This is a genomic window from Citrobacter sp. LUTT5 (genome assembly GCF_009905315.1).
Lineage (GTDB): Bacteria > Pseudomonadota > Gammaproteobacteria > Enterobacterales > Enterobacteriaceae > Citrobacter > Citrobacter freundii.
In genome coordinates, this window is sequence record NZ_CP047606.1 from 2,374,611 (window position 1) to 2,394,548 (window position 19,938).

Annotated in this window: 16 protein-coding genes and 1 pseudogene; 11 read left to right on the plus strand and 6 right to left on the minus strand. The window is 51.4% G+C overall.

The window, feature by feature from the left end; all coding sequences use genetic code 11:
- Positions 1 to 6: 6 nt before the first annotated feature.
- On the minus strand, positions 7 to 612 hold the full coding sequence (gene azoR / locus GUC46_RS11380) for an FMN-dependent NADH-azoreductase (RefSeq protein WP_003843763.1): 606 nt from the start codon (positions 610 to 612) through the stop codon (positions 7 to 9).
- Between the two features lie 201 nt (positions 613 to 813).
- On the opposite strand from azoR, the gene hrpA reads away from it, so the two are divergent.
- From hrpA to aldA, 3 genes are all read left to right on the plus strand, one after another.
- Positions 814 to 4,716: an ATP-dependent RNA helicase HrpA gene (gene hrpA, locus GUC46_RS11385; protein WP_057101459.1), complete on the plus strand. Its 3,903-nt coding sequence runs from the start codon at positions 814 to 816 to the stop codon at positions 4,714 to 4,716.
- Between the two features lie 80 nt (positions 4,717 to 4,796).
- On the plus strand, positions 4,797 to 5,594 hold the full coding sequence (locus GUC46_RS11390) for a YdcF family protein (protein WP_171820670.1): 798 nt from the start codon (positions 4,797 to 4,799) through the stop codon (positions 5,592 to 5,594).
- Positions 5,595 to 5,793: 199 nt separating this feature from the next.
- Positions 5,794 to 7,233, plus strand: a complete 1,440-nt coding sequence (gene aldA / locus GUC46_RS11395; RefSeq protein WP_160180197.1) for an aldehyde dehydrogenase — start codon at positions 5,794 to 5,796, stop codon at positions 7,231 to 7,233.
- Positions 7,234 to 7,274: 41 nt separating this feature from the next.
- Here the strand turns inward: aldA and GUC46_RS11400 are convergent, their stop codons facing one another.
- Positions 7,275 to 8,201: an alpha/beta hydrolase gene (locus GUC46_RS11400; RefSeq protein ID WP_003843756.1), complete on the minus strand. Its 927-nt coding sequence runs from the start codon at positions 8,199 to 8,201 to the stop codon at positions 7,275 to 7,277.
- A 126-nt stretch (positions 8,202 to 8,327) separates the two neighbouring features.
- Positions 8,328 to 9,329 (minus strand): type I glyceraldehyde-3-phosphate dehydrogenase, encoded by a 1,002-nt coding sequence (gene gap, locus GUC46_RS11405; protein WP_003020325.1) that lies wholly within the window; start codon positions 9,327 to 9,329, stop codon positions 8,328 to 8,330.
- 189 nt (positions 9,330 to 9,518) lie between these two features.
- On the opposite strand from gap, the gene cybB reads away from it, so the two are divergent.
- The 3 genes from cybB to GUC46_RS11420 all read left to right on the plus strand — a co-directional run bounded on the left by cybB (position 9,519) and on the right by GUC46_RS11420 (position 11,912).
- Entirely contained in the window at positions 9,519 to 10,049 is a 531-nt protein-coding gene (gene cybB, locus GUC46_RS11410; RefSeq protein ID WP_044700084.1) for a cytochrome b561, read from the plus strand.
- Positions 10,050 to 10,221: 172 nt separating this feature from the next.
- Entirely contained in the window at positions 10,222 to 10,641 is a 420-nt protein-coding gene (locus GUC46_RS11415) for a translesion error-prone DNA polymerase V autoproteolytic subunit (protein WP_003020321.1), read from the plus strand.
- Positions 10,642 to 10,643: 2 nt separating this feature from the next.
- Positions 10,644 to 11,912: a Y-family DNA polymerase gene (locus tag GUC46_RS11420; RefSeq protein WP_115489489.1), complete on the plus strand. Its 1,269-nt coding sequence runs from the start codon at positions 10,644 to 10,646 to the stop codon at positions 11,910 to 11,912.
- Between the two features lie 122 nt (positions 11,913 to 12,034).
- Here the strand turns inward: GUC46_RS11420 and fdnI are convergent, their stop codons facing one another.
- The 3 genes from fdnI to fdnG are packed head-to-tail and all read right to left on the minus strand — an operon-like array spanning position 12,035 to position 16,631.
- Positions 12,035 to 12,688 (minus strand): formate dehydrogenase-N subunit gamma, encoded by a 654-nt coding sequence (gene fdnI, locus GUC46_RS11425; protein ID WP_003843753.1) that lies wholly within the window; start codon positions 12,686 to 12,688, stop codon positions 12,035 to 12,037.
- Positions 12,681 to 13,568: a formate dehydrogenase subunit beta gene (gene fdxH / locus GUC46_RS11430; RefSeq protein WP_003020306.1), complete on the minus strand. Its 888-nt coding sequence runs from the start codon at positions 13,566 to 13,568 to the stop codon at positions 12,681 to 12,683. Before fdxH ends, fdnI begins: the two co-directional genes overlap by 8 nt.
- Positions 13,569 to 13,580: 12 nt before the next feature.
- A complete protein-coding gene (gene fdnG / locus GUC46_RS11435) occupies positions 13,581 to 16,631 on the minus strand; it encodes a formate dehydrogenase-N subunit alpha (RefSeq protein ID WP_016150294.1) in 3,051 nt (1,016 codons plus the stop codon).
- Between the two features lie 175 nt (positions 16,632 to 16,806).
- Here fdnG and GUC46_RS11440 point away from each other — a divergent pair.
- The 5 genes and pseudogenes from GUC46_RS11440 to GUC46_RS11460 form a co-directional block, all read left to right on the plus strand.
- Positions 16,807 to 16,982 (plus strand): annotated as a pseudogene (locus tag GUC46_RS11440) (DUF4113 domain-containing protein); the annotation flags it as partial.
- A 176-nt stretch (positions 16,983 to 17,158) separates the two neighbouring features.
- The gene (gene rclC / locus GUC46_RS11445) at positions 17,159 to 17,758 is read left to right on the plus strand and encodes a reactive chlorine resistance membrane protein RclC (protein ID WP_032939118.1); all 600 of its coding nucleotides are present in this window, start codon (positions 17,159 to 17,161) and stop codon (positions 17,756 to 17,758) included.
- Positions 17,759 to 17,792: 34 nt separating this feature from the next.
- On the plus strand, positions 17,793 to 18,251 hold the full coding sequence (locus tag GUC46_RS11450; protein ID WP_233588478.1) for a DUF302 domain-containing protein: 459 nt from the start codon (positions 17,793 to 17,795) through the stop codon (positions 18,249 to 18,251).
- A gap of 121 nt (positions 18,252 to 18,372) precedes the next feature.
- Positions 18,373 to 18,648, plus strand: a complete 276-nt coding sequence (locus GUC46_RS11455) for a metal/formaldehyde-sensitive transcriptional repressor (RefSeq protein WP_003020296.1) — start codon at positions 18,373 to 18,375, stop codon at positions 18,646 to 18,648.
- Between the two features lie 32 nt (positions 18,649 to 18,680).
- Positions 18,681 to 19,799 (plus strand): S-(hydroxymethyl)glutathione dehydrogenase/class III alcohol dehydrogenase, encoded by a 1,119-nt coding sequence (locus tag GUC46_RS11460; RefSeq protein ID WP_003020293.1) that lies wholly within the window; start codon positions 18,681 to 18,683, stop codon positions 19,797 to 19,799.
- The last annotated feature ends 139 nt before the right edge of the window (positions 19,800 to 19,938 follow it).

The following is a 19,938-nucleotide window of genomic DNA, read 5'->3' on the forward strand; positions in this document are numbered from 1 at the left end:
AAATTATCAGGCAGCGACTACGCTGTCGATAGCGGCTTTCGCGTCGGATTGTGCTTTAGACGCCACTTCCGGGCCGTAAGCAATACCTTCAGCAAAGACGACATTCACGTCGGTGATGCCGATAAAGCCCAGGAATACGTTCAGGTACGGCGTGATCAGGTCGGTTGGTGTATCTTTATGGATACCACCACGGCTGGTCAGCACCACAGCGCGTTTACCCGTCACCAGACCTTCCGGGCCTTTCTCGGTATAACGGAAAGTCACACCAGCGCGGGCAATCAAGTCAAAGTAGTTTTTCAACTGAGTTGGGATGTTGAAGTTGTACATCGGCGCGGCGATAACAATCACATCATGCGCTTTCAGCTCAGCAATCAGCTCATCGGACAGCGCCAGCGCTTCCTGCTGACGCGGCGTCAGCGGTGCATCGCTCGGGCGCATCGCACCCACCAGTTCGCCATCCAGTACCGGTACAGGATTTGCTGCCAGGTCACGGACAGTGATTTCATCAGCAGAGTGCTTTTCACGCCACTGTTCAACAAAATAATCAGACAACTGACCAGACTGAGAGTACCCTGCCAGAATACTGGATTTAAGAACTAATACCTTGCTCATGGGTGTTTCCTTTTATGTGTTTGAAGGGGGTGAGCCCCGTTGCTTGTTGACACTTTATTCACAATCCTGTCGCAGTGATAGCGCAATATATCGAATCCTATGTTCGAAATTATTGAACAACACATGAAAAGCGCCGATGTGGTACTCTATACCCATCATCTAAAAGAGATTTAACCCGGCAGAGCACTGCCTTTTAACGCTATGACAGAACAACAAAAATTAACCTTCAACATGTTGCAGCAACAGCTGGATTCATTGATGCTGCGTGACAGACAGCGTTTTGCCCGCCGCCTGCACGGTGTGAAGAAGGTTAAAAATCCTGATGCACAACAGGCCATTTACCAGGAGATGGCGAAAGAGATTGAGCAGGCAGCCGGTAAAGTTGTGCTGCGTGAAGCGGCGCGTCCGGAAATCAGCTATCCGGAAAACCTGCCCGTCAGCCAGAAAAAACAGGATATTCTGGACGCAATTCGCGATCATCAGGTGGTGATTGTTGCTGGCGAGACCGGCTCGGGGAAAACCACCCAGTTACCCAAAATCTGTATGGAACTGGGGCGCGGGGTAAAAGGGCTGATCGGCCATACCCAACCGCGTCGTCTGGCGGCGCGCACCGTGGCGAACCGTATTGCGGAAGAGCTGCAGACCGAGCCGGGCGGCTGTATTGGTTATAAAGTTCGTTTCAGCGATCATGTCAGTGATAACACCATGGTCAAGCTGATGACGGACGGTATCCTGCTGGCGGAAATCCAGCAGGATCGACTGCTGATGCAGTACGACACCATCATCATCGATGAAGCGCATGAACGCAGTCTGAATATCGACTTTCTGCTCGGCTATCTGAAAGAACTTCTGCCGCGTCGCCCGGATCTAAAAATTATCATCACTTCGGCGACCATCGATCCTGAACGTTTTTCAAAGCATTTCAATAACGCGCCGATTATCGAAGTCTCCGGCCGAACGTATCCGGTGGAAGTGCGCTATCGCCCGATTGTTGAAGATGCAGATGACACCGAGCGTGACCAACTGCAGGCGATTTTTGATGCCGTAGATGAGCTAGGCCGTGAAAGTCAGGGCGACATTCTGATCTTCATGAGCGGCGAACGTGAAATCCGTGATACCGCCGATGCCCTGAATAAGCTGGATTTACGCCATACCGAAGTGTTGCCGCTGTATGCGCGTCTTTCAAACAGTGAGCAGAACCGTGTATTCCAGTCGCACAGTGGTCGCCGTATCGTGCTGGCGACCAACGTGGCAGAAACGTCGCTGACCGTTCCGGGAATCAAATACGTCATTGATCCAGGCACCGCGCGTATCAGTCGCTACAGTTACCGCACCAAAGTTCAGCGCTTGCCGATTGAACCGGTGTCGCAGGCTTCTGCCAACCAGCGTAAAGGCCGCTGCGGTCGTGTTTCGGAAGGGATCTGTATTCGTCTGTATTCCGAAGACGATTTCCTGTCGCGTCCGGAGTTTACCGACCCGGAGATCCTGCGTACCAACCTGGCATCCGTTATTTTGCAGATGACCGCGTTGGGGCTGGGCGATATCGCGGCGTTCCCGTTTGTTGAAGCGCCGGATAAGCGCAATATTCAGGACGGTGTACGCCTGCTCGAAGAGCTGGGGGCGATAACCACCGACGAACAGGCAACAGCTTACAAGTTAACGCCGTTGGGCCGTCAGCTGTCGCAACTGCCGGTGGATCCGCGTCTGGCGCGCATGGTGCTGGAAGCGCAAAAACATGGCTGCGTACGTGAGGCGATGATCATTACCTCGGCGCTGTCCATTCAGGATCCGCGCGAGCGTCCAATGGACAAGCAGCAGGCTTCCGACGAGAAGCACCGCCGTTTCCACGACAAAGAGTCTGATTTCCTCGCGTTTGTGAACCTGTGGAACTATCTCGGCGAGCAGCAAAAAGCGTTGTCGTCAAACCAGTTTCGTCGCCAGTGCAAAGTCGACTTTCTGAACTATCTGCGCGTGCGAGAGTGGCAGGATATCTACACACAACTGCGCCAGGTGGTGAAAGAGTTGGGTATTCCGGTTAACAGCGAACCTGCTGAATATCGGGAGATCCACGTCGCGTTGCTGACCGGTTTACTGTCTCATATCGGGATGAAAGATACCGATAAACAGGAGTTTACCGGGGCGCGTAACGCTCGCTTCTCGATCTTCCCGGGGTCAGGTTTATTCAAAAAACCGCCGAAGTGGACGATGGTAGCGGAGTTGGTGGAAACCAGCCGCTTGTGGGGACGCATTGCCGCGCGTATCGATCCTGAATGGGTGGAGCCGGTAGCCCAGCATCTGATCAAACGTTCATACAGTGAGCCGCACTGGGAACGCGCGCAGGGTGCTGTGATGGCGACAGAAAAAGTCACTGTCTACGGCTTACCGATTGTTGCGGCCCGTAAGGTGAATTACAGTCAGATCGATCCTGCGTTATCGCGTGAACTGTTCATTCGTCATGCGCTGGTGGAAGGTGACTGGCAAACGCGCCATGCGTTTTTCCGCGATAACCTGAAACTACGAGCGGAGGTGGAAGAGTTAGAGCACAAATCACGCCGCCGCGACATTCTCGTCGATGACGAAACGATGTTTGAGTTCTACGACCAACGTATCAGCCATGAGGTGGTTTCTGCTCGTCACTTTGATAGCTGGTGGAAAAAGGTCAGCCGTGAAACACCGGATCTGCTCAACTTTGAAAAGAGCATGCTCATCAAAGAGGGCGCGGAGAAAATCAGTAAGCTGGATTATCCGAACTTCTGGCATCAGGGTAACCTTAAGCTGCGCCTGAGCTACCAGTTCGAACCCGGAGCCGATGCGGACGGTGTGACCGTACATATTCCACTCCCGCTGCTCAACCAGATCGACGAGAGCGGTTTTGAATGGCAAATTCCAGGGCTGCGCCGCGAACTGGTGATCGCCCTGATTAAATCGTTACCAAAACCGGTACGACGCAACTTTGTACCCGCACCGAACTATGCGGAAGCGTTTTTAGGCCGAGTGACGCCGCTGGAAATGCCGCTGCTGGACTCGCTGGAGCGTGAACTGCGCCGCATGACCGGCGTCACCGTTGACCGTGAAGACTGGCACTGGGATCAGGTGCCTGATCACCTAAAAATCACCTTCCGGGTGGTGGATGATAAGAACAAGAAGCTGCAGGAAGGGCGTTCGCTACAGGATTTGAAAGATGCGCTGAAGGGCAAAGTTCAGGAAACATTGTCTGCGGTGGCCGATGACGGTATCGAACAGAGTGGATTGCACATCTGGAGCTTCGGCCGGCTTCCGGAAAGTTACGAACAAAAACGCGGTAACTATAAGGTGAAAGCGTGGCCGGCGCTGGTCGATGAGCGTGACAGCGTTGCCATCAAACTGTTTGATAATCCGCTGGAACAACAGCAGGCGATGTGGTGCGGTTTACGCCGCCTGTTGCTGCTGAATATTCCATCGCCAATCAAATATTTGCACGAGAAGCTGCCCAATAAAGCCAAGCTGGGGCTGTACTTTAACCCGTACGGTAAAGTTCTGGATTTGATTGACGACTGTATCTCCTGCGGTGTGGATCAGCTAATTGACGCCAACGGCGGTCCGGTGTGGACCGAAGAAGGCTTTGCGGCGTTGCATGAAAAAGTGCGGGCTGAACTGAACGATACGGTGGTGGAGATTGCGAAGCAGGTCGAACAGATCCTGACCGCAGTGTTTAATATCAACAAACGTCTGAAAGGTCGCGTAGATATGACCATGGCGCTGGGGCTTTCGGATATCAAAGCGCAAATGGGCGGGCTGGTCTACCGTGGATTCGTCACCGGCAACGGTTTCAAACGTCTGGGCGATACGCTGCGTTATTTGCAGGCGATTGAAAAACGGTTGGAGAAACTGGCCATCGATCCACACCGCGATCGCGCGCAGATGCTGAAAGTGGACAGCGTGCAGCAGGCCTGGCAGCAGTGGTTCAATAAACTGCCGCCCGCGCGCCGCGAAGATGACGATGTCAAAGAGATCCGCTGGATGATAGAAGAGCTACGCGTCAGCTACTTTGCCCAGCAGCTTGGCACGCCGTATCCGATTTCGGATAAGCGTATCCTGCAGGCAATGGATCAGATTACGGGTTAACGCAGTGCTGGACCGTAGGCCGGATAAGGCGTAGCCGCCATCCGGCATCTGTATCTGGTAAAGAACAAACTCCAGGAGTCATGAACATGAGACAGTTTCCGCCACTTTCCGCTAGCACCCTTGCGGCGATTAACACCGTGGGGCAATGGCTGGCGCAAAATGATTTCGCTGAAAATATTACGGTGCAGACAGATTGCGTGATTCTGGCCGGGAACGCAGTGATCCCGACCATCGATGCAGCCTGTCGGATAGCGAAAGAGCAACAGGTTCCCTTGCTGATTAGCGGCGGTATCGGTCACTCAACGACCTTTCTGTATGCCGCCATCGCAGAGCATCCACGCTACCACACGATTCGTACCACTGGTCGCGCGGAAGCGGCGATCCTTGCCGATATCGCGCACCAGTTCTGGCACATTCCTGGTGAGAAGATTTGGGTAGAGGATCAGTCCACCAACTGTGGGGAGAACGCCCGGTTTAGCTGTGCGTTACTGCGTCAGGCGACCCAAACCATGGGGACCGTCATTGTGGTGCAAGACCCTACCATGCAGCGCCGCACCATGGCGACATTTGAACGCGTCACGCGTGACGACCCTCAGGCCCCACGCTGGATCAGTTTCCCCGGTTTTGTCCCCGAGTTGATTGAGCAGGGCGACGGCGTGGATTTTGCCCCGACCGCCGAAGGTCTGTGGTCGGTGGATCGTTACCTGTCTCTCATTACCGGTGAGCTTCCGCGCCTGCGTGATGATGCAACCGGCTACGGGCCTTGCGGCCGCGATTTTATCGCCCATGTTGATATTCCTCAGGACGTTGAGCAAGCCTGGCAGCAGCTAAAAAATGATACCGCGCTGACCGACTTACTTGAGAGCCGTTCGCTGTAATCCCTTCTGCCCGTTTGTCGGCGTTTTACGGCAAACGGGCAGAAAGCCCACCCGTTTTTTCTCTTCATCATCACTTTGCCAGGCGCTTTTATGAAGCAGTTCACAGAACCGCCACTCCAGCGATAATGCGCCATGCATGATTGATATTAATTAACAATAGTTTTACTTGTTAAAAACAAATCAATCACAGGAGAGCCGCATGTCAGTACCCGTACAACATCCTATGTATATCGATGGGCAGTTTGTGACCTGGCACGATGACGCCTGGATTGATGTCGTCAATCCGGCCACGGAAGAGATTATCTCGCGTATTCCCGATGGGCGTGCCGAAGACGCGCGTAAAGCGATCGATGCCGCGGATCGCGCTCAGCCGCAATGGGAAGCGTTGCCTGCCATTGAACGGGCAAACTGGTTACGCAAAATTTCTGTGGGTATCCGCCAGCGAGCCGATGAAATCAGCGCGTTGATTGTGGCGGAAGGTGGAAAAATTCGACAACTGGCTGACGTTGAAGTCGCGTTTACTGCCGACTATATCGATTACATGGCGGAGTGGGCGCGTCGCTATGAAGGCGAGATCCTGCAAAGCGATCGCCCGGGTGAGAATATCCTGCTGTTTAAGCGTGCACTGGGCGTGACGACGGGTATTCTGCCGTGGAACTTCCCGTTTTTCCTGATTGCCCGCAAACTGGCTCCCGCCTTGCTGACGGGGAATACCATTGTCATTAAGCCGAGTGAATTCACACCGAATAACGCCATCGCCTTTGCCAAAATTGTTGATGACATTGGTTTACCGCGCGGGGTCTTTAATCTGGTGCTGGGACGCGGTGAAACGGTCGGTCAGGAGCTGGCCGGAAACCCGAAGGTGGCGATGGTGAGTATGACCGGCAGCGTCGGCGCGGGCGAAAAAATTATGGCCGCAGCGGCCAAAAACATCACTAAAGTTTGTCTGGAGTTGGGTGGTAAAGCTCCGGCTATCGTGATGGACGATGCTGACCTTGAGCTGGCGGTGAAGGCCATTGTTGACTCGCGGGTGATCAATACCGGACAGGTATGCAACTGTGCTGAGCGCGTATACGTTCAGAAAGGTATCTATGACCAGTTCGTTAATCGTTTGGGTGAGGCGATGAAAGCCGTGCAGTTTGGCAATCCGGCCGAACGCAATGACATTGCGATGGGGCCGCTGATTAACGCCGCTGCGCTGGATCGTGTGGAGCAGAAAGTCGCACGAGCGGTGCAGGAAGGGGCCAGAGTGGTGCTGGGCGGTAAGGCTGTTGTCGGCAAAGGTTATTACTACCCGCCGACGTTACTGTTAGACGTGCGCCAGGAGATGGCGATTATGCACGAGGAGACGTTTGGTCCGGTGCTGCCAGTGGTAGCGTTTGATACGCTGGAACAGGCGTTGACAATGGCCAATGACAGCGACTACGGTCTGACCTCATCGATCTATACGCAGAATCTGAATACGGCAATGAAGGCGATTAAGGGGCTGAAGTTTGGCGAAACCTATATTAATCGTGAAAACTTCGAGGCGATGCAGGGCTTCCACGCTGGCTGGCGTAAGTCCGGGATTGGCGGGGCTGATGGTAAACATGGCCTGAACGAATACCTGCAAACGCAAGTGGTGTATCTGCAGTCCTAAGTTTTTCGCCGGGTGAGTCTGTACGCCACCCGGCGCCATCCTCACACTTTAGTGGCTACCCAGTTCATCATCATTTCCGGCCAGATGGCCAGCGGTAACCCTTGCGCATCGCGAATACCAAATCCGTGCTTACCCCGTTCAAACAGATGCATTTCGACCGGAACGCCCTGCTCACGTAGCGCATTAAAGAAGACCAGGCTGTTTTCTACCTTCACCGCCGGATCGTCAATGGCGTGTAGCAGGAATGTCGGCGGCGTTGTGCTATCCACGCGTTCTTCCAGAGAATAGTGGCGCAGATCTTCCTTTTCGGGCTTAGCGCCAACCAGCTCAAGACGAGATCCCGAGTGACCGATGTCTTCGCGCAGAGTGACAACCGGGTACACCAGTGCCATAAACGCAGGGCGCGCAGGTTGCTCGTCTACGTTATCTATCGGCATATAAACCGTTTCGGCAAACCGGGTTCCCAGACTGGCGGCCACGTGACCACCGGAAGAGAAGCCCAACACACCGATACGATCAGGGTTAATTTTCCATTCATGGGCGTTGGCGCGAATGTAGCGCATGGCGCGCTGGGCATCGGCCAGCGGCGCGTTTGCGCCTTCCTCATGGCCATCACCCGGCATGCGGTAGGTCATCACAAACAGGGTATAACCGCGAGCGTTAAAGAACGGTGCCAGTACGCTGCCTTCTTTATCCATCACCACGCGACGATAAGAGCCGCCTGGCGTGACAAGGATTCCTATGCCGTTAGGTTTTGCGGGGGCATAAACGGTAATTTCCGGGGCGCGAATACCGGTGACCGCACGATCATACTGAGATGTTCCTGTATGTCGGGGTTCAGGCGTAAACACCGCATCGCTGTTTTTTGCTCCGGGGGCTTCACCCTGCGGCCAGAATGAGACGGTGGTGGCCTTAGCAACGGCTTGCTCCATCATGTTTTCTAACGTTTCACGACTCAGTGCTTCCATTACTATGCTCCCTCAGTGGCAAAGGTTAGCTATAGCACAGTCAGTGAATCGAAAACGGGGAGAGACTCACAACGTATTGAATTCGCGGAAAATGAAAGAGGGCGGAGGCGAGCCTCCGCCAGAACATTAGAGCTTGATAAATTTATCCAGCGTACGAATAAGTTGGGTGACAAAACCGTATTCGTTATCGTACCAGGCGACTGTTTTTACCAGTTGCAGATCGCCCACTTCGGTAATTTCGGTTTGTGTCGCATCAAATACCGAACCGAAATGCGAGCCAATGACATCTGACGAGACGATTTCCTCATCGGTATAACCAAATGACTCATTGTCTTGCGTGGCTTTTTTCAGCGCGTTGTTGACCTCTTCAGCAGTGACTTTTTTCCCCAATACCGATACCAGTTCCGTGACGGATCCTGTTTTCACCGGAACACGCTGGGCGTGGCCTTTTAATTTTCCGCTCAATGCCGGAATGACCAGACCAATGGCTTTGGCGGCTCCGGTGGTATGGGGAATGATATTCTCCGCTGCTGCCCGTGAGGCGCGCAGATCTTTCCCGCGAGGTCCATCAACCAGCGACTGCGTTCCCGTGTAGGCGTGGATGGTGGTCATGGTGCCAAGCTGAATACCGAAGCTGTCGTGCAGGGCTTTCGCCATCGGTGCGAGGCAGTTAGTGGTGCACGATGCGACCGAGATAATCCGATCGTTCGCATCCATTGTATCGTCGTTGACGTTAAAGACGATGGTTTTCATATCGCCAGCCGGGGCGGATATCAGCACTTTTTTGGCCCCTGCATCCAGGTGCGCGTTGGCTTTTTCTGTCGAGGTATAAAAACCGGTGCATTCGATGATTATCTCAGCGCCAGTCGTTTTCCACGGAATATTTTTGGCCTCTTTTTCTGCGTAAACCGCGATTTTTTTACCGTCGACAATCAGCGCGTCTTCGGTAAAGTCGATGCTCCAGGGAAACGGGCCGTAGTTTGAATCGTGCTTTAACAGATAGGCGAGAATTTTGGGCGAGGTGAGGTCATTAATGGCCACAACCTCCACGTTACTTTTGACTTCCAGTAGTCGACGCAATACCAGACGACCGATACGACCAAAACCGTTAATGCCAATTTTACTCATGGTTTTCTCCTGTCAGGATGAGGCGGTACGACATATTTTCCCTACCAGGCTTAGTCCAGACAGGCATCCTCGGCAATAGCGGTTCTTGCGGTTAAGCGTAAGCGACTGAAAATGGGTGAACAAAAGTTAATGAATTTTTAACAAAAGCCCGTTATGTTGACGCATTATTGTTTTTATTCAGGAAGTGTTATGGGGAATAAGTATTCTGGCCTGCAAATCGGTATTCACTGGCTGGTCTTTTTGTTGGTTATTGTGGCGTACAGCGCCATGGAGTTTCGCGGATTTTTCCCGCGCAGCTATCGCCCCTTGTTCAACATGGTGCACGTCTCCTGCGGTATCACTATTTTAACGCTGATGGTGGCGCGTCTGCTGGTCAGGCTGAAATACCCGGCTCCGCCGATTGTGCCAAAACCGAAGCCGATGATGACCGGAATGGCGCATCTGGGGCATCTGGTTATCTATCTGTTGTTTATTGTCCTGCCGATTATTGGGCTGGTGATGATGTACAACCGGGGTAACCCGTGGATTGCATTCGGCATCGTTATGCCGCATGCGCCAGAGGCGAACTTTGATTTAGTGGATATGCTGAAGTCCTGGCACGTGACGCTGGCAAATCTGGGTTATTTTGTTATTGCTCTGCATGCTGGTGCTGCCCTGATGCATCACTATTTCTGGAAGGACAATACGTTGTTGCGCATGATGCCGCGAAAACGCTCCTGAGGTAATGCCCCGCAAATGTGGGGCATTTTTTTAGCCGATTATTTTTCCAGACATCATAAAAGCTTATCGACAAGATGGTTAAACAACGCTCAATTCGCCACACTTGTCACTTGATCACTGTCTTCATTAAAACTACTGTATATAAACACAGTTATATGAGAGGCAGATTATTATGTTGTTTTTCCAGCCAGTTGAACACCGCGAAATCAAACACTTCCCGCTATTTAGCGATCTCGTGCCCTGCGGTTTTCCCTCTCCTGCGCAGGATTACGTTGAGAAACGTATCGATCTCAACGATCTGTTGGTGCAGCATCCCAGCGCAACCTATTTTGTTAAATCGTCTGGCGACTCCATGATGGGGGCAGGGATCGGTGCTGGCGACTTGCTGGTAGTCGACAGTGCCAGAAAAGCGGCCCACGGAGACATTGTGGTTGCTGCTATTGAAGGCGAATTCACCGTTAAGCGCCTGCAATTGCATCCGGTGGTGATGTTGAAGCCAGAGAACAGCGCCTACGCGCCGATCATGATCGGCAGCGAGGACACGCTGGATATATTTGGCGTGGTGACATTCATCATTAAATCTGCGGGCTGATTATGTTTGCGCTGGTGGATGTTAATTCATTTTATGCCAGCTGTGAGTCGGCATTCCGGCCCGATCTTAAGGGCAAACCCGTTGTCGTTCTTTCAAATAACGATGGCTGTGTCATTGCCAGTAGTGCGGAGGCAAAAGCGCTTGGCGTTAATATGGGCGCACCATATTTCAAACAGAAAGATCTGTTCAGGCGCTATGGCGTGTTCTGTTTTAGTTCGAACTACGAATTGTATGCGGATATGAGCAGCAGGGTGATGTCGATTCTGGAGGAGCTGTCGCCGCGCGTGGAGATGTACAGTATTGATGAAGCCTTTTGCGATTTAACGGGCGTGCGAAACTGCCGGGAGCTGACGGATTTTGGTCGGGAAATCAGAGCAACCATTTTACAAAAAACACGCCTCAAGGTTGGGGTCGGTATCGCCCAGACCAAAACCCTGGCCAAGCTGGCTAACCATGCTGCCAAAAAGTGGCAGGAACAGACTGGCGGGGTGGTGGATCTCTCGAATATTGAGCGCCAGCGTAAGCTGATGACTGCGCTTCCGGTTGATGAAGTCTGGGGTGTTGGACGCCGTATCAGTAAAAAACTTGACGCTATGGGCATTAAAACGGTCTGCGACCTGGCAGATACCGATATTCGCTTTATCCGCAAACATTTCAACGTTGTGCTTGAGCGCACTGTGCGGGAATTGCGCGGTGAACCTTGCCTGGAGCTGGAGGAGTTTGCGCCAGTTAAGCAGGAAATTATCTGCTCAAGATCGTTTGGTGAAAAACTCACGGATTACAACGCGATGCGAGAGGCAATTTGTACCTATGCTTCACGTGCTGCGGAAAAGCTGCGCAGAGAGCACCAGTTCTGCCGGTTTATCTCTACGTTTATCAAAACCAGCCCATTTTCCCTGAATGAACCGTATTACGGTAACAGCGCATCGATAAAACTGCTGACACCAACCCAGGATAGTCGGGAAATTATAAGGGCGGCCACATGTAGCCTGGACGCAATATGGCGAGAGGGGCTACGTTATCAAAAAGCAGGGGTCATGCTGGGCGATTTTTTTAGCTCAGGTGTTGCACAGTTGAATCTTTTTGATGACAACGCTCCACGGCATAACAGCGATAAGCTGATGGCCGTTCTGGATACGCTCAATGCTGAAAAGGGTAAAGGAACGCTCTATTTTGCCGGACAAGGTATACAACAACCGTGGGCGATGAAGCGAGATATGCTCTCACCGCGTTATACCACGAGATACAGTGATTTGCTGCGGGTTGGATAGGGTTTGTTCATTATTGAATGGAGGGCCTTTTATTCGCCTGATAATCAGGTCTTGCAGCGCCGCAGTATATCACTGGGCCATTGAGAGAATAAGACCGCTGAATAACAGCGGCCTTATTGCTTTTATTTAGACTCTAATTCCGGTGCTTTTTCTTCATTAAGTTCAACCTCACGATACCAGCGAGGATGGTGTTTCTTCGCCCAGCGTCGACTCACTTTCCCTTCGATCATACCTTTAATTGAACCTTTTACCCAAAACGCCATGTACATATGGATCAGAATGGCGTGGATCAGCACAATGGCTGCTGTCGCGTGGATTAACAAACTCCAACGAACAATGTTAATTGAGAAATAATGGGCAAAGTAGGGCCTCCAGATAATAACGCCGGTAATCAGTAATACCAGAATTAGACTCATGATGCTCCAGAACATCATTTTCTGCCCTGCGTTGTATTTCCCCACATCAGCGACTTTATGCTCATTGCCTTTAAGTACCTCAACGATCCCTTTAATCCAGGGAAGGTCCTGTTTATCGGGAATGTTGTGGTGTACAAAACGGACGAACATAAACATCAGCACGATGAAAATCATCACCCCGAAAAACGGATGTAGAATTCGCCCCATTTGCGGTGTACCGAAAGTTTCGGTGAGCCATTGCAACGTCGGGAAGAACAGCGCAATACCGGAAAGCGACACCAGGAAGAAGCTTATTACCACCGTCCAGTGACAAGCACGGTCGATGAATTTGGTGCGCAGAATCATTTTGCTTTTACTCATGACCGTTCTCCTCTTCATCATCATCCGTCTCTTTGTTTGGGCCGACTCCCACGTAGTGGTAAATCAGCCCGGCAAAGGTGGCGATAAATCCGGCGGCGGAGAGTGGTTTTAAAATCCCCTTCCAGAGGTTCACTGGTGCGGCGATTTTTGGCTCATCCGGCAGATTGTGGTACAGCGATGGTTGATCCGCGTGATGAAGTACATACATCACGTGGGTGCCGCCGACCCCTTGTGGGTTGTAGATGCCCGCATTGGCATAGCCGCGTTTTTTCAACTGCGCCACGCGAGTTTCCGCTACATTGAGCATCTCTTTTTTGGTGCCAAACTGGATAGCGCCGGTCGGACAAGTTTTCACGCAGGCCGGTTCCTGGCCCACGCTGACCCGGTCAACACACAGCGTACATTTGTAGACCCGGTTATCTTCGGGATTAAGTCGCGGAATATTGAACGGGCAGCCAGCAATGCAGTAGCCACAGCCAATACAGTGCTCGGACTGAAAGTCGACAATCCCGTTGGCATACTGAATGATTGCTCCAGCGGATGGACAGGCTTTCAAACAGCCGGGATCGGCGCAGTGCATGCAGCCGTCTTTGCGGATCAGCCATTCCAGCTTGTCGTTCTGGGTGGTTTCGCTAAAGCGCATCACCGTCCAGGACTTAGCGCTGAGATCGGTCGGGTTGTCGTAGACGCCGTTGCAGTAGCCCACTTCATCGCGAATATCGTTCCACTCTGAGCAGGCGACCTGACAGCCTTTACAGCCAATACAGGTAGTGACATCAATTAATTTTGCCACTTCTGCACGGTAATCCCGCGCCTGGGGCGGCGGCGTGATGCTGTTCGTCGCCGAGCGTTTAATAATATCTTGTGATTGCATAGCCATGAGTTCCCTTCCTTACGCTCGCTCGATGTTGACCAGAAACGCTTTATACTCCGGTGTTTGCGAGTTCGCGTCACCCACCGATGGCGTTAACGTATTGGCGAGGAACCCTTTGCGTGTGGCGCCTTCAAAGCCCCAGTGACAAGGGATACCGATAGTATCGACTTGCTTACCATCGATCGTCAGCGTTTGCAGACGTTTGGTGACCACCGCCTTCGCTTTGATAAAGCCGCGTTTCGACATCACTTTCACCGTATCACCTGCCGCAATGCCTTTTTTGCTCGCCAGCGCCTCACCGATTTCGATGAATTGATCGGGTTGAGCAATGGCGTTGAGCAGTGCATGTTTGGTCCAGTGGCGGAACAGTTCGGTAATGGAGTAAGTTGTGGCGACGTACGGGAAGGCATCCGCTTTACCCATATTGGCGATATCGTCATGGTAGATACGCGCAACCGGGCTGGATACAACATCCGGGTGCAGCGGGTTGGTACCAATAGGCGACTCAATGGGTTCGTAATGTTCCGGGAATGGCCCGTCGTTCATTTTGTCGATGGAGAACAGACGCGCTACGCCTTCCGGATTCATGATAAACGGACCAACGTTGCTGCCCGGTGCGGCCTGGCCGTAGTCGGCTACGTCCATACCGGCCCATTTTTTGCCATTCCAATGCAGCAGGGTTCGTTTGGGATCCCACGGTTTTCCTGATGGATCGGCCGAAGCGCGATTGTAGAGAATACGGCGGTTGGCAGGCCATGACCACGCCCAGCCCGGTGTGCAGCCCAGACCATACGGATCGCTGTTGTCGCGATTGGCCATCTGGTTGCCTTGTTCTGTCCAGCTTCCGCAGTAGACCCAGCAGAAACTGCTGGTCGAGCCGTCATCGCGCAACTGTGCAAAGCTGCTGAGCTGCTGGCCTTTTTTGGCTATAAGCTGGCCTTTGTCATCATAAAGGTCTTCAAGCGCCTGGCCATTTGCTTCACGCGCAATCTCTTCTGGGTGTGGGTCGTAGGGATCTTTATAATTCCAGGCAATATTCAACAAGGGTTGCGGATTCGCTCCACCTTCCTGTTGATACAACTCGCGCAGCCGCATAAACAGGCGACCAAGGATCTTCCCGTCATGTAAGGCTTCACCTGGTGGTTCTGCCGCAGCCCAGTGCCACTGCAACCAACGCCCTGAGTTAGCGATTGAACCATTTTCTTCAGCAAAGCAGGAAGAGGGCAGACGGAAAACTTCGGTCTGAATATCTGCCGGGTTTACATCGTTCATCTCGCCATGATTTTGCCAAAAATTGGACGACTCAGTGACCAGCGGATCGATAACCACCATATATTTCAGTTTTGAAAGCGCGCGAGTTGATTTGTTTTTATCTGGAAACGCCGCCAGCGGATTGAAGCCCTGAACGATGTAACCATTAATCTTCCCTTCGAGCATCAATTCAGCCTGGGTCATTACGTCATACAGGCGATCCCATTTAGGTAGCCAGTCGTAGCCCCAGTTATTTTCCACTGTTGCATTGTCGCCCCAGAAACTTTTCATCATGCTAACAAAGAACTTCGGCGTATTTTGCCAGTAATTGACCTCATTCACGCCTAGCGCAGGCGGCGTGATTTGCGAAATATAGGTCTGGTAGTCTGGCTGTTTTTCCGACGGCAGCGGCATATAGCCCGGCAGGTTCGTCGACAACAAGCCAAGATCGGTATAGCCCTGAATATTGGAGTGGCCACGTAAGGCGTTAACGCCACCGCCCGCCATGCCTATATTGCCCAGTAGCAACTGGAGCATAGCGGCGGCGCGGATAATCTGTGCCCCGGCGGAGTGGTGTGTCCAACCCAACGCATACAGAATAGTAGCGGTGCGGTCAGGCACGCTGGTGCTGGCGAGAATTTCGCAGATACGATTGAAATCTGCCACTGAGGTCCCACACAACCGGTTAACCATTTCTGGCGTATAGCGGTCGACGTGGGCTTTCAGCAAATTCCACACGCAGCGTGGATGAGACAATGTTTCATCACGCAGGGCATTACCCTGTTCGTCAAGCTGATAGAACCAGCTCGATTTATCGTACTGGCGCTTTTTATCGTCATAGCCACTGAACAAGCCGTCGTCGAACTGATAGTCATCACGGATAATCAGGCTGGCGTTGGTGTAATGGCGCACATAGTCGTGCTGCACCTGGTTGTTTTCCAGCAGATAACGGATTACACCGAGCAGGAATGCGGTGTCGGAACCCGCGCGTATTGGCGCATACAGATCGGCGACGGCGGCACTACGGTTAAAACGCGGGTCGACTACCACCACGGTGGCGTCGTTTTTAGTTTGCGCTTCGACTACCCATTTAAAGCCTACCGGATGTGCCTCAGCGGCATTACCGCCCATAATAAGCACTACGTTGGCATTTTTAATATCGACCCAGTTGTTGGTCATCGCACCACGTCCAAACGTTGGTGCAAGAGCAGCAACGGTGGGGCCATGACATAACCGTGCTTGACAGTCGATAGCGACCATACCTAGTCCGCGAGCAAATTTACCGTCGAGGATCCCGGTTTCATTACTTGCCGCTGAGGAGCATAGCATGCCCGTGGTGGACCATCGGTTGACGGTAACACCCTGGGCATTTTTCTCAATAAAGTTGGCATCGCGGTCATCTTTCATAAGTCGGGCAATACGATTAATCGCATCATCCCAGCTAATACGCTGCCATTTATCCGAACCCGGTGCGCGATATTCGGGATACTGCAGACGGGTTTCACTATGAATATAATCCAGCACGCCAGCGCCTTTAGGGCACAACGATCCACGGCTCACCGGATGATCCGGATCGCCCTCAATATGGTAGATACTTTCTTTGACGTTTTTGGCTGTATCGCCAAGGCTGTACATCAGCATGCCGCAGCCTACTGAGCAGTACGTACAGTTATTACGTGTCTCTTTTGCTTTTAAGAGTTTGTATTGACGGGTTTCCGCGTGAACGGAAAAAGATGATAAGAATCCGAGAGATGCAACAGTTGTTCCTGCCATACCGCCCGCGCAGATTCGAAAGAACTGCCTCCGGCTGAGCTCCATTTTTTTCTCCAGCTTAAACTTAAGACATGAAAAAGTATGGTTATTGTAAGGTTAAATTGTTTTATAAACCATTAACTTTTAGTGGTTATTGACGTGGGAGCATATTAATGCTGTAAGCCTGGGGTATGGATTGGTAAAAATTGATCATGTCAGGTTGGTTGCCGATACGTACGGTGAACTGAATCTTTTTGACGACAACCTAACGCCGCGGCGTAACAGCGATAAACTGATGGAGGTATCTGGGAAAAGGGTAAAGGAACGCTCTGCTTTGCCGGACAAGGGATACAGCAACCGTGGGCGATGAAGAGAGACATGCTTTCACCACGTTATACAATCAGTTGCTGCAAGTAGTTTGATAGCCAAACTGAAAAACAAAGAGTTCATTCCACTCAACCGAACTTATCCATAGTCTATATTTTGACCTATCCAGACGATCAAACAAAAATTATAGATTCCTGAACATATAGGCATATAAATAACAAGGTTATAAAGGTCGTGATTTCTACAACACAGGACCTCTGGATATGATGGATAAACTATACCAATATGTTTCAACGAAAGAAAACGTGGGAATAAATCTTTGTCGCATTTCTATTGCCATTGTATTTATGTGGATAGGATTGTTGAAGTTCATTCCCTATGAAGCAGATAGCATCGTTCCTTTTGTAGCTAATAGCCCATTTATGTCTTTCTTTTATAACGATCCGAGTAATTATACTCAGTTTATGAACCATGAGGGCGAATTAATAGAGGCTAACCGCGCATGGCATCATGCGAATAATACTTATGGGTACTCTACCGGACTTGGTATTGTTGAAGTCATTTTTTCATTATTAATCCTTGCTCATTATGTGTCACCAAAAATCGGCTTTTGGGGGGCAACACTTGCCTTCTTAACTCCTTTTGTCACTCTGACATTCCTGATATTTACACCAGAAACATGGGTAAGTGGCCAGGATTCTCACACCGGGTTTCCCTATCTTTCTGGCGCCGGGCGACTGGTCTTAAAAGACACGATAATGATGGCTGCGGGTCTTATTGCGATGGTGCATTCTGCCAAGTGTATCCTTGCACAGAATCAGCACGAGAGAGATTATACCGGCAAAGTATCCGCTGGTCTTAGATAGCTTTCCAGACTATCGTTAAATTAAGGATGTTGTGATGCTTCGGTCTATAAAAAATATATTTATTACAGCTGCACTGTATCTGCTTATGACGGTAACCAGTCATGCTGCCAACACCGGGAATACTATGATCAAAACGTATAGTACTTATAATTACCAGCAGACCAGAGAGCATCTCATTGCTGCCATTGAGAGTCATAATCTTGTTTTTTTTGGCGAATTTGATCATGCGAAAGAGGCTAAAAATGCTGGACTAACCATGTTACCCACAACAGTCATTATTTTTGGCAATCCTAAAGGTGGCACACCATTAATGCAGGCATATCCTGATATGGCGCTCGATCTTCCCTTTAGAGTATTGATTCGGGAAGAGTCGGATGGACGTGTAGTCGTTGGATATCATCCGGTTGAGATATTACAGACTTATGGACCAGATACTGCGGCAATTCAACCCTTAAAAAATCTGGAAAAATTAGTTCAGAAAGCCATTCAGTGACCTGGCGACCAGGGCTCATCTGACGAGGCCTGGTCGTCACCCCCTCATTAAATAGATGTTAGTTTTTTACAATTACATAAAAATTCTGATAGTATACCCCCCTATAGTATATGGAGGGCGTATGCCGCATTCACCCGAAGATAAAAAACGCATTCTCACTCGTGTACGCCGTATTCGCGGTCAGGTTGATGCGCTTGAGCGCGCACTGGAATCTGGCGAACCATGCCTGTCGATCCTGCAACAAATTGCCGCCGTACGCGGCGCATCCAATGGTCTGATGGGCGAAATGGTTGAGATCCACCTGAAAGATGAACTGGTCAGTGGGGAGACAACACCAGACCAGCGAGCTGTCCGCATGGCTGAGATCGGCCATCTTCTGCGTGCTTATCTAAAATAACACCATCACCTTGCAATAATGGGAAGAGACAAATGAAATCACGTGCAGCAGTTGCATTTGGCCCCGGCCAACCGTTAAAAATTGTTGAAATCGACGTCGCACCACCAAAGAAAGGTGAAGTGCTGGTTAAAATTACCCACACCGGCGTGTGCCATACTGATGCTTTTACCCTCTCAGGCGACGATCCGGAAGGCGTGTTCCCGGCGGTACTGGGCCATGAAGGCGGCGGCATTGTGGTTGAAGTGGGGGAAGGCGTCACCAGCCTGAAACCGGGCGATCATGTGATCCCGCTGTACACCGCAGAGTGCGGCGAGTGCAAGTTCTGTAAATCGGGTAAAACTAACTTGTGTCAGGCCGTGCGGGCGACACAGGGCAAAGGTCTGATGCCTGATGGCACAACGCGCTTCTCGTATAACGGCGAGCCGATTTATCACTATATGGGCACCAGTACCTTCAGCGAATATACCGTTTGCGCAGAGATCTCGCTGGCGAAGGTTAACCCGCAGGCTCCGCTGGATAAAGTGTGTCTGCTGGGATGTGGCGTGACCACCGGTATCGGAGCGGTCCATAACACCGCGAAAGTGAAGGAAGGCGATACCGTAGCCGTATTTGGTCTGGGCGGTATTGGCCTGGCGGTGATTCAGGGCGCGGTGCAGGCAAAAGCCGGGCGTATTCTGGCTGTTGATACCAATCCGGAGAAATTCAAATTGGCTGGTGAAATGGGCGCGACCGATTTCATCAACCCGAACGATTACGATAAGCCGGTGCAGGACGTGATTGTTGAGCTCACCGACGGTGGCGTGGACTTTAGCTTTGAGTGTATCGGCAACGTTAACGTGATGCGTGCGGCGCTGGAGTGTTGCCATAAAGGGTGGGGCGAAAGCATCATCATTGGGGTGGCGGGTGCCGGTCAGGAGATCAAAACACGTCCGTTCCAGTTAGTAACCGGTCGCGTGTGGCGCGGTTCCGCGTTTGGCGGCGTAAAAGGGCGCACTCAGTTGCCGGGTATGGTCGAAGAAGCAATGAGCGGAAAAATTCAGTTAGATCCGTTTATTACGCATCGCCTGCCTCTGGAGCAGATTAACGAAGCGTTCGATTTAATGCATCAGGGTAAATCCATCCGTACCGTTATCCATTTTGGTGATAACTGATTCATTGGCCAGCGGATTTCACCGCTGGCACTTTCCTGAATTTTTTAGAATTATGTTGTGAAAGTGTGACGAATCCGGCGCTTTTCACGGTAAGTAAACTTCCCGGATTGCCGATGACTATCTAACGGGCGTGTTTTCA

What these genes read in the sequence shown, in the direction of transcription:
- GUC46_RS11460 (WP_003020293.1), top strand. Translation starts at nt 18,681, where the DNA reads ATGAAATCACGTGCAGCAGTTGCATTTGGCCCCGGCCAACCGTTAAAA.
- hrpA (WP_057101459.1), top strand. Translation starts at nt 814, where the DNA reads ATGACAGAACAACAAAAATTAACCTTCAACATGTTGCAGCAACAGCTG.
- GUC46_RS11400 (WP_003843756.1), bottom strand. Translation starts at nt 8,201, where the DNA reads ATGGAAGCACTGAGTCGTGAAACGTTAGAAAACATGATGGAGCAAGCC.
- GUC46_RS11450 (WP_233588478.1), top strand. Translation starts at nt 17,793, where the DNA reads ATGCTTCGGTCTATAAAAAATATATTTATTACAGCTGCACTGTATCTG.
- GUC46_RS11420 (WP_115489489.1), top strand. Translation starts at nt 10,644, where the DNA reads ATGTTTGCGCTGGTGGATGTTAATTCATTTTATGCCAGCTGTGAGTCG.
- GUC46_RS11415 (WP_003020321.1), top strand. Translation starts at nt 10,222, where the DNA reads ATGTTGTTTTTCCAGCCAGTTGAACACCGCGAAATCAAACACTTCCCG.
- fdnI (WP_003843753.1), bottom strand. Translation starts at nt 12,688, where the DNA reads ATGAGTAAAAGCAAAATGATTCTGCGCACCAAATTCATCGACCGTGCT.
- cybB (WP_044700084.1), top strand. Translation starts at nt 9,519, where the DNA reads ATGGGGAATAAGTATTCTGGCCTGCAAATCGGTATTCACTGGCTGGTC.
- fdxH (WP_003020306.1), bottom strand. Translation starts at nt 13,568, where the DNA reads ATGGCTATGCAATCACAAGATATTATTAAACGCTCGGCGACGAACAGC.
- rclC (WP_032939118.1), top strand. Translation starts at nt 17,159, where the DNA reads ATGGATAAACTATACCAATATGTTTCAACGAAAGAAAACGTGGGAATA.
- GUC46_RS11390 (WP_171820670.1), top strand. Translation starts at nt 4,797, where the DNA reads ATGAACATGAGACAGTTTCCGCCACTTTCCGCTAGCACCCTTGCGGCG.
- aldA (WP_160180197.1), top strand. Translation starts at nt 5,794, where the DNA reads ATGTCAGTACCCGTACAACATCCTATGTATATCGATGGGCAGTTTGTG.
- azoR (WP_003843763.1), bottom strand. Translation starts at nt 612, where the DNA reads ATGAGCAAGGTATTAGTTCTTAAATCCAGTATTCTGGCAGGGTACTCT.
- fdnG (WP_016150294.1), bottom strand. Translation starts at nt 16,631, where the DNA reads ATGGAGCTCAGCCGGAGGCAGTTCTTTCGAATCTGCGCGGGCGGTATG.
- GUC46_RS11455 (WP_003020296.1), top strand. Translation starts at nt 18,373, where the DNA reads ATGCCGCATTCACCCGAAGATAAAAAACGCATTCTCACTCGTGTACGC.
- gap (WP_003020325.1), bottom strand. Translation starts at nt 9,329, where the DNA reads ATGAGTAAAATTGGCATTAACGGTTTTGGTCGTATCGGTCGTCTGGTA.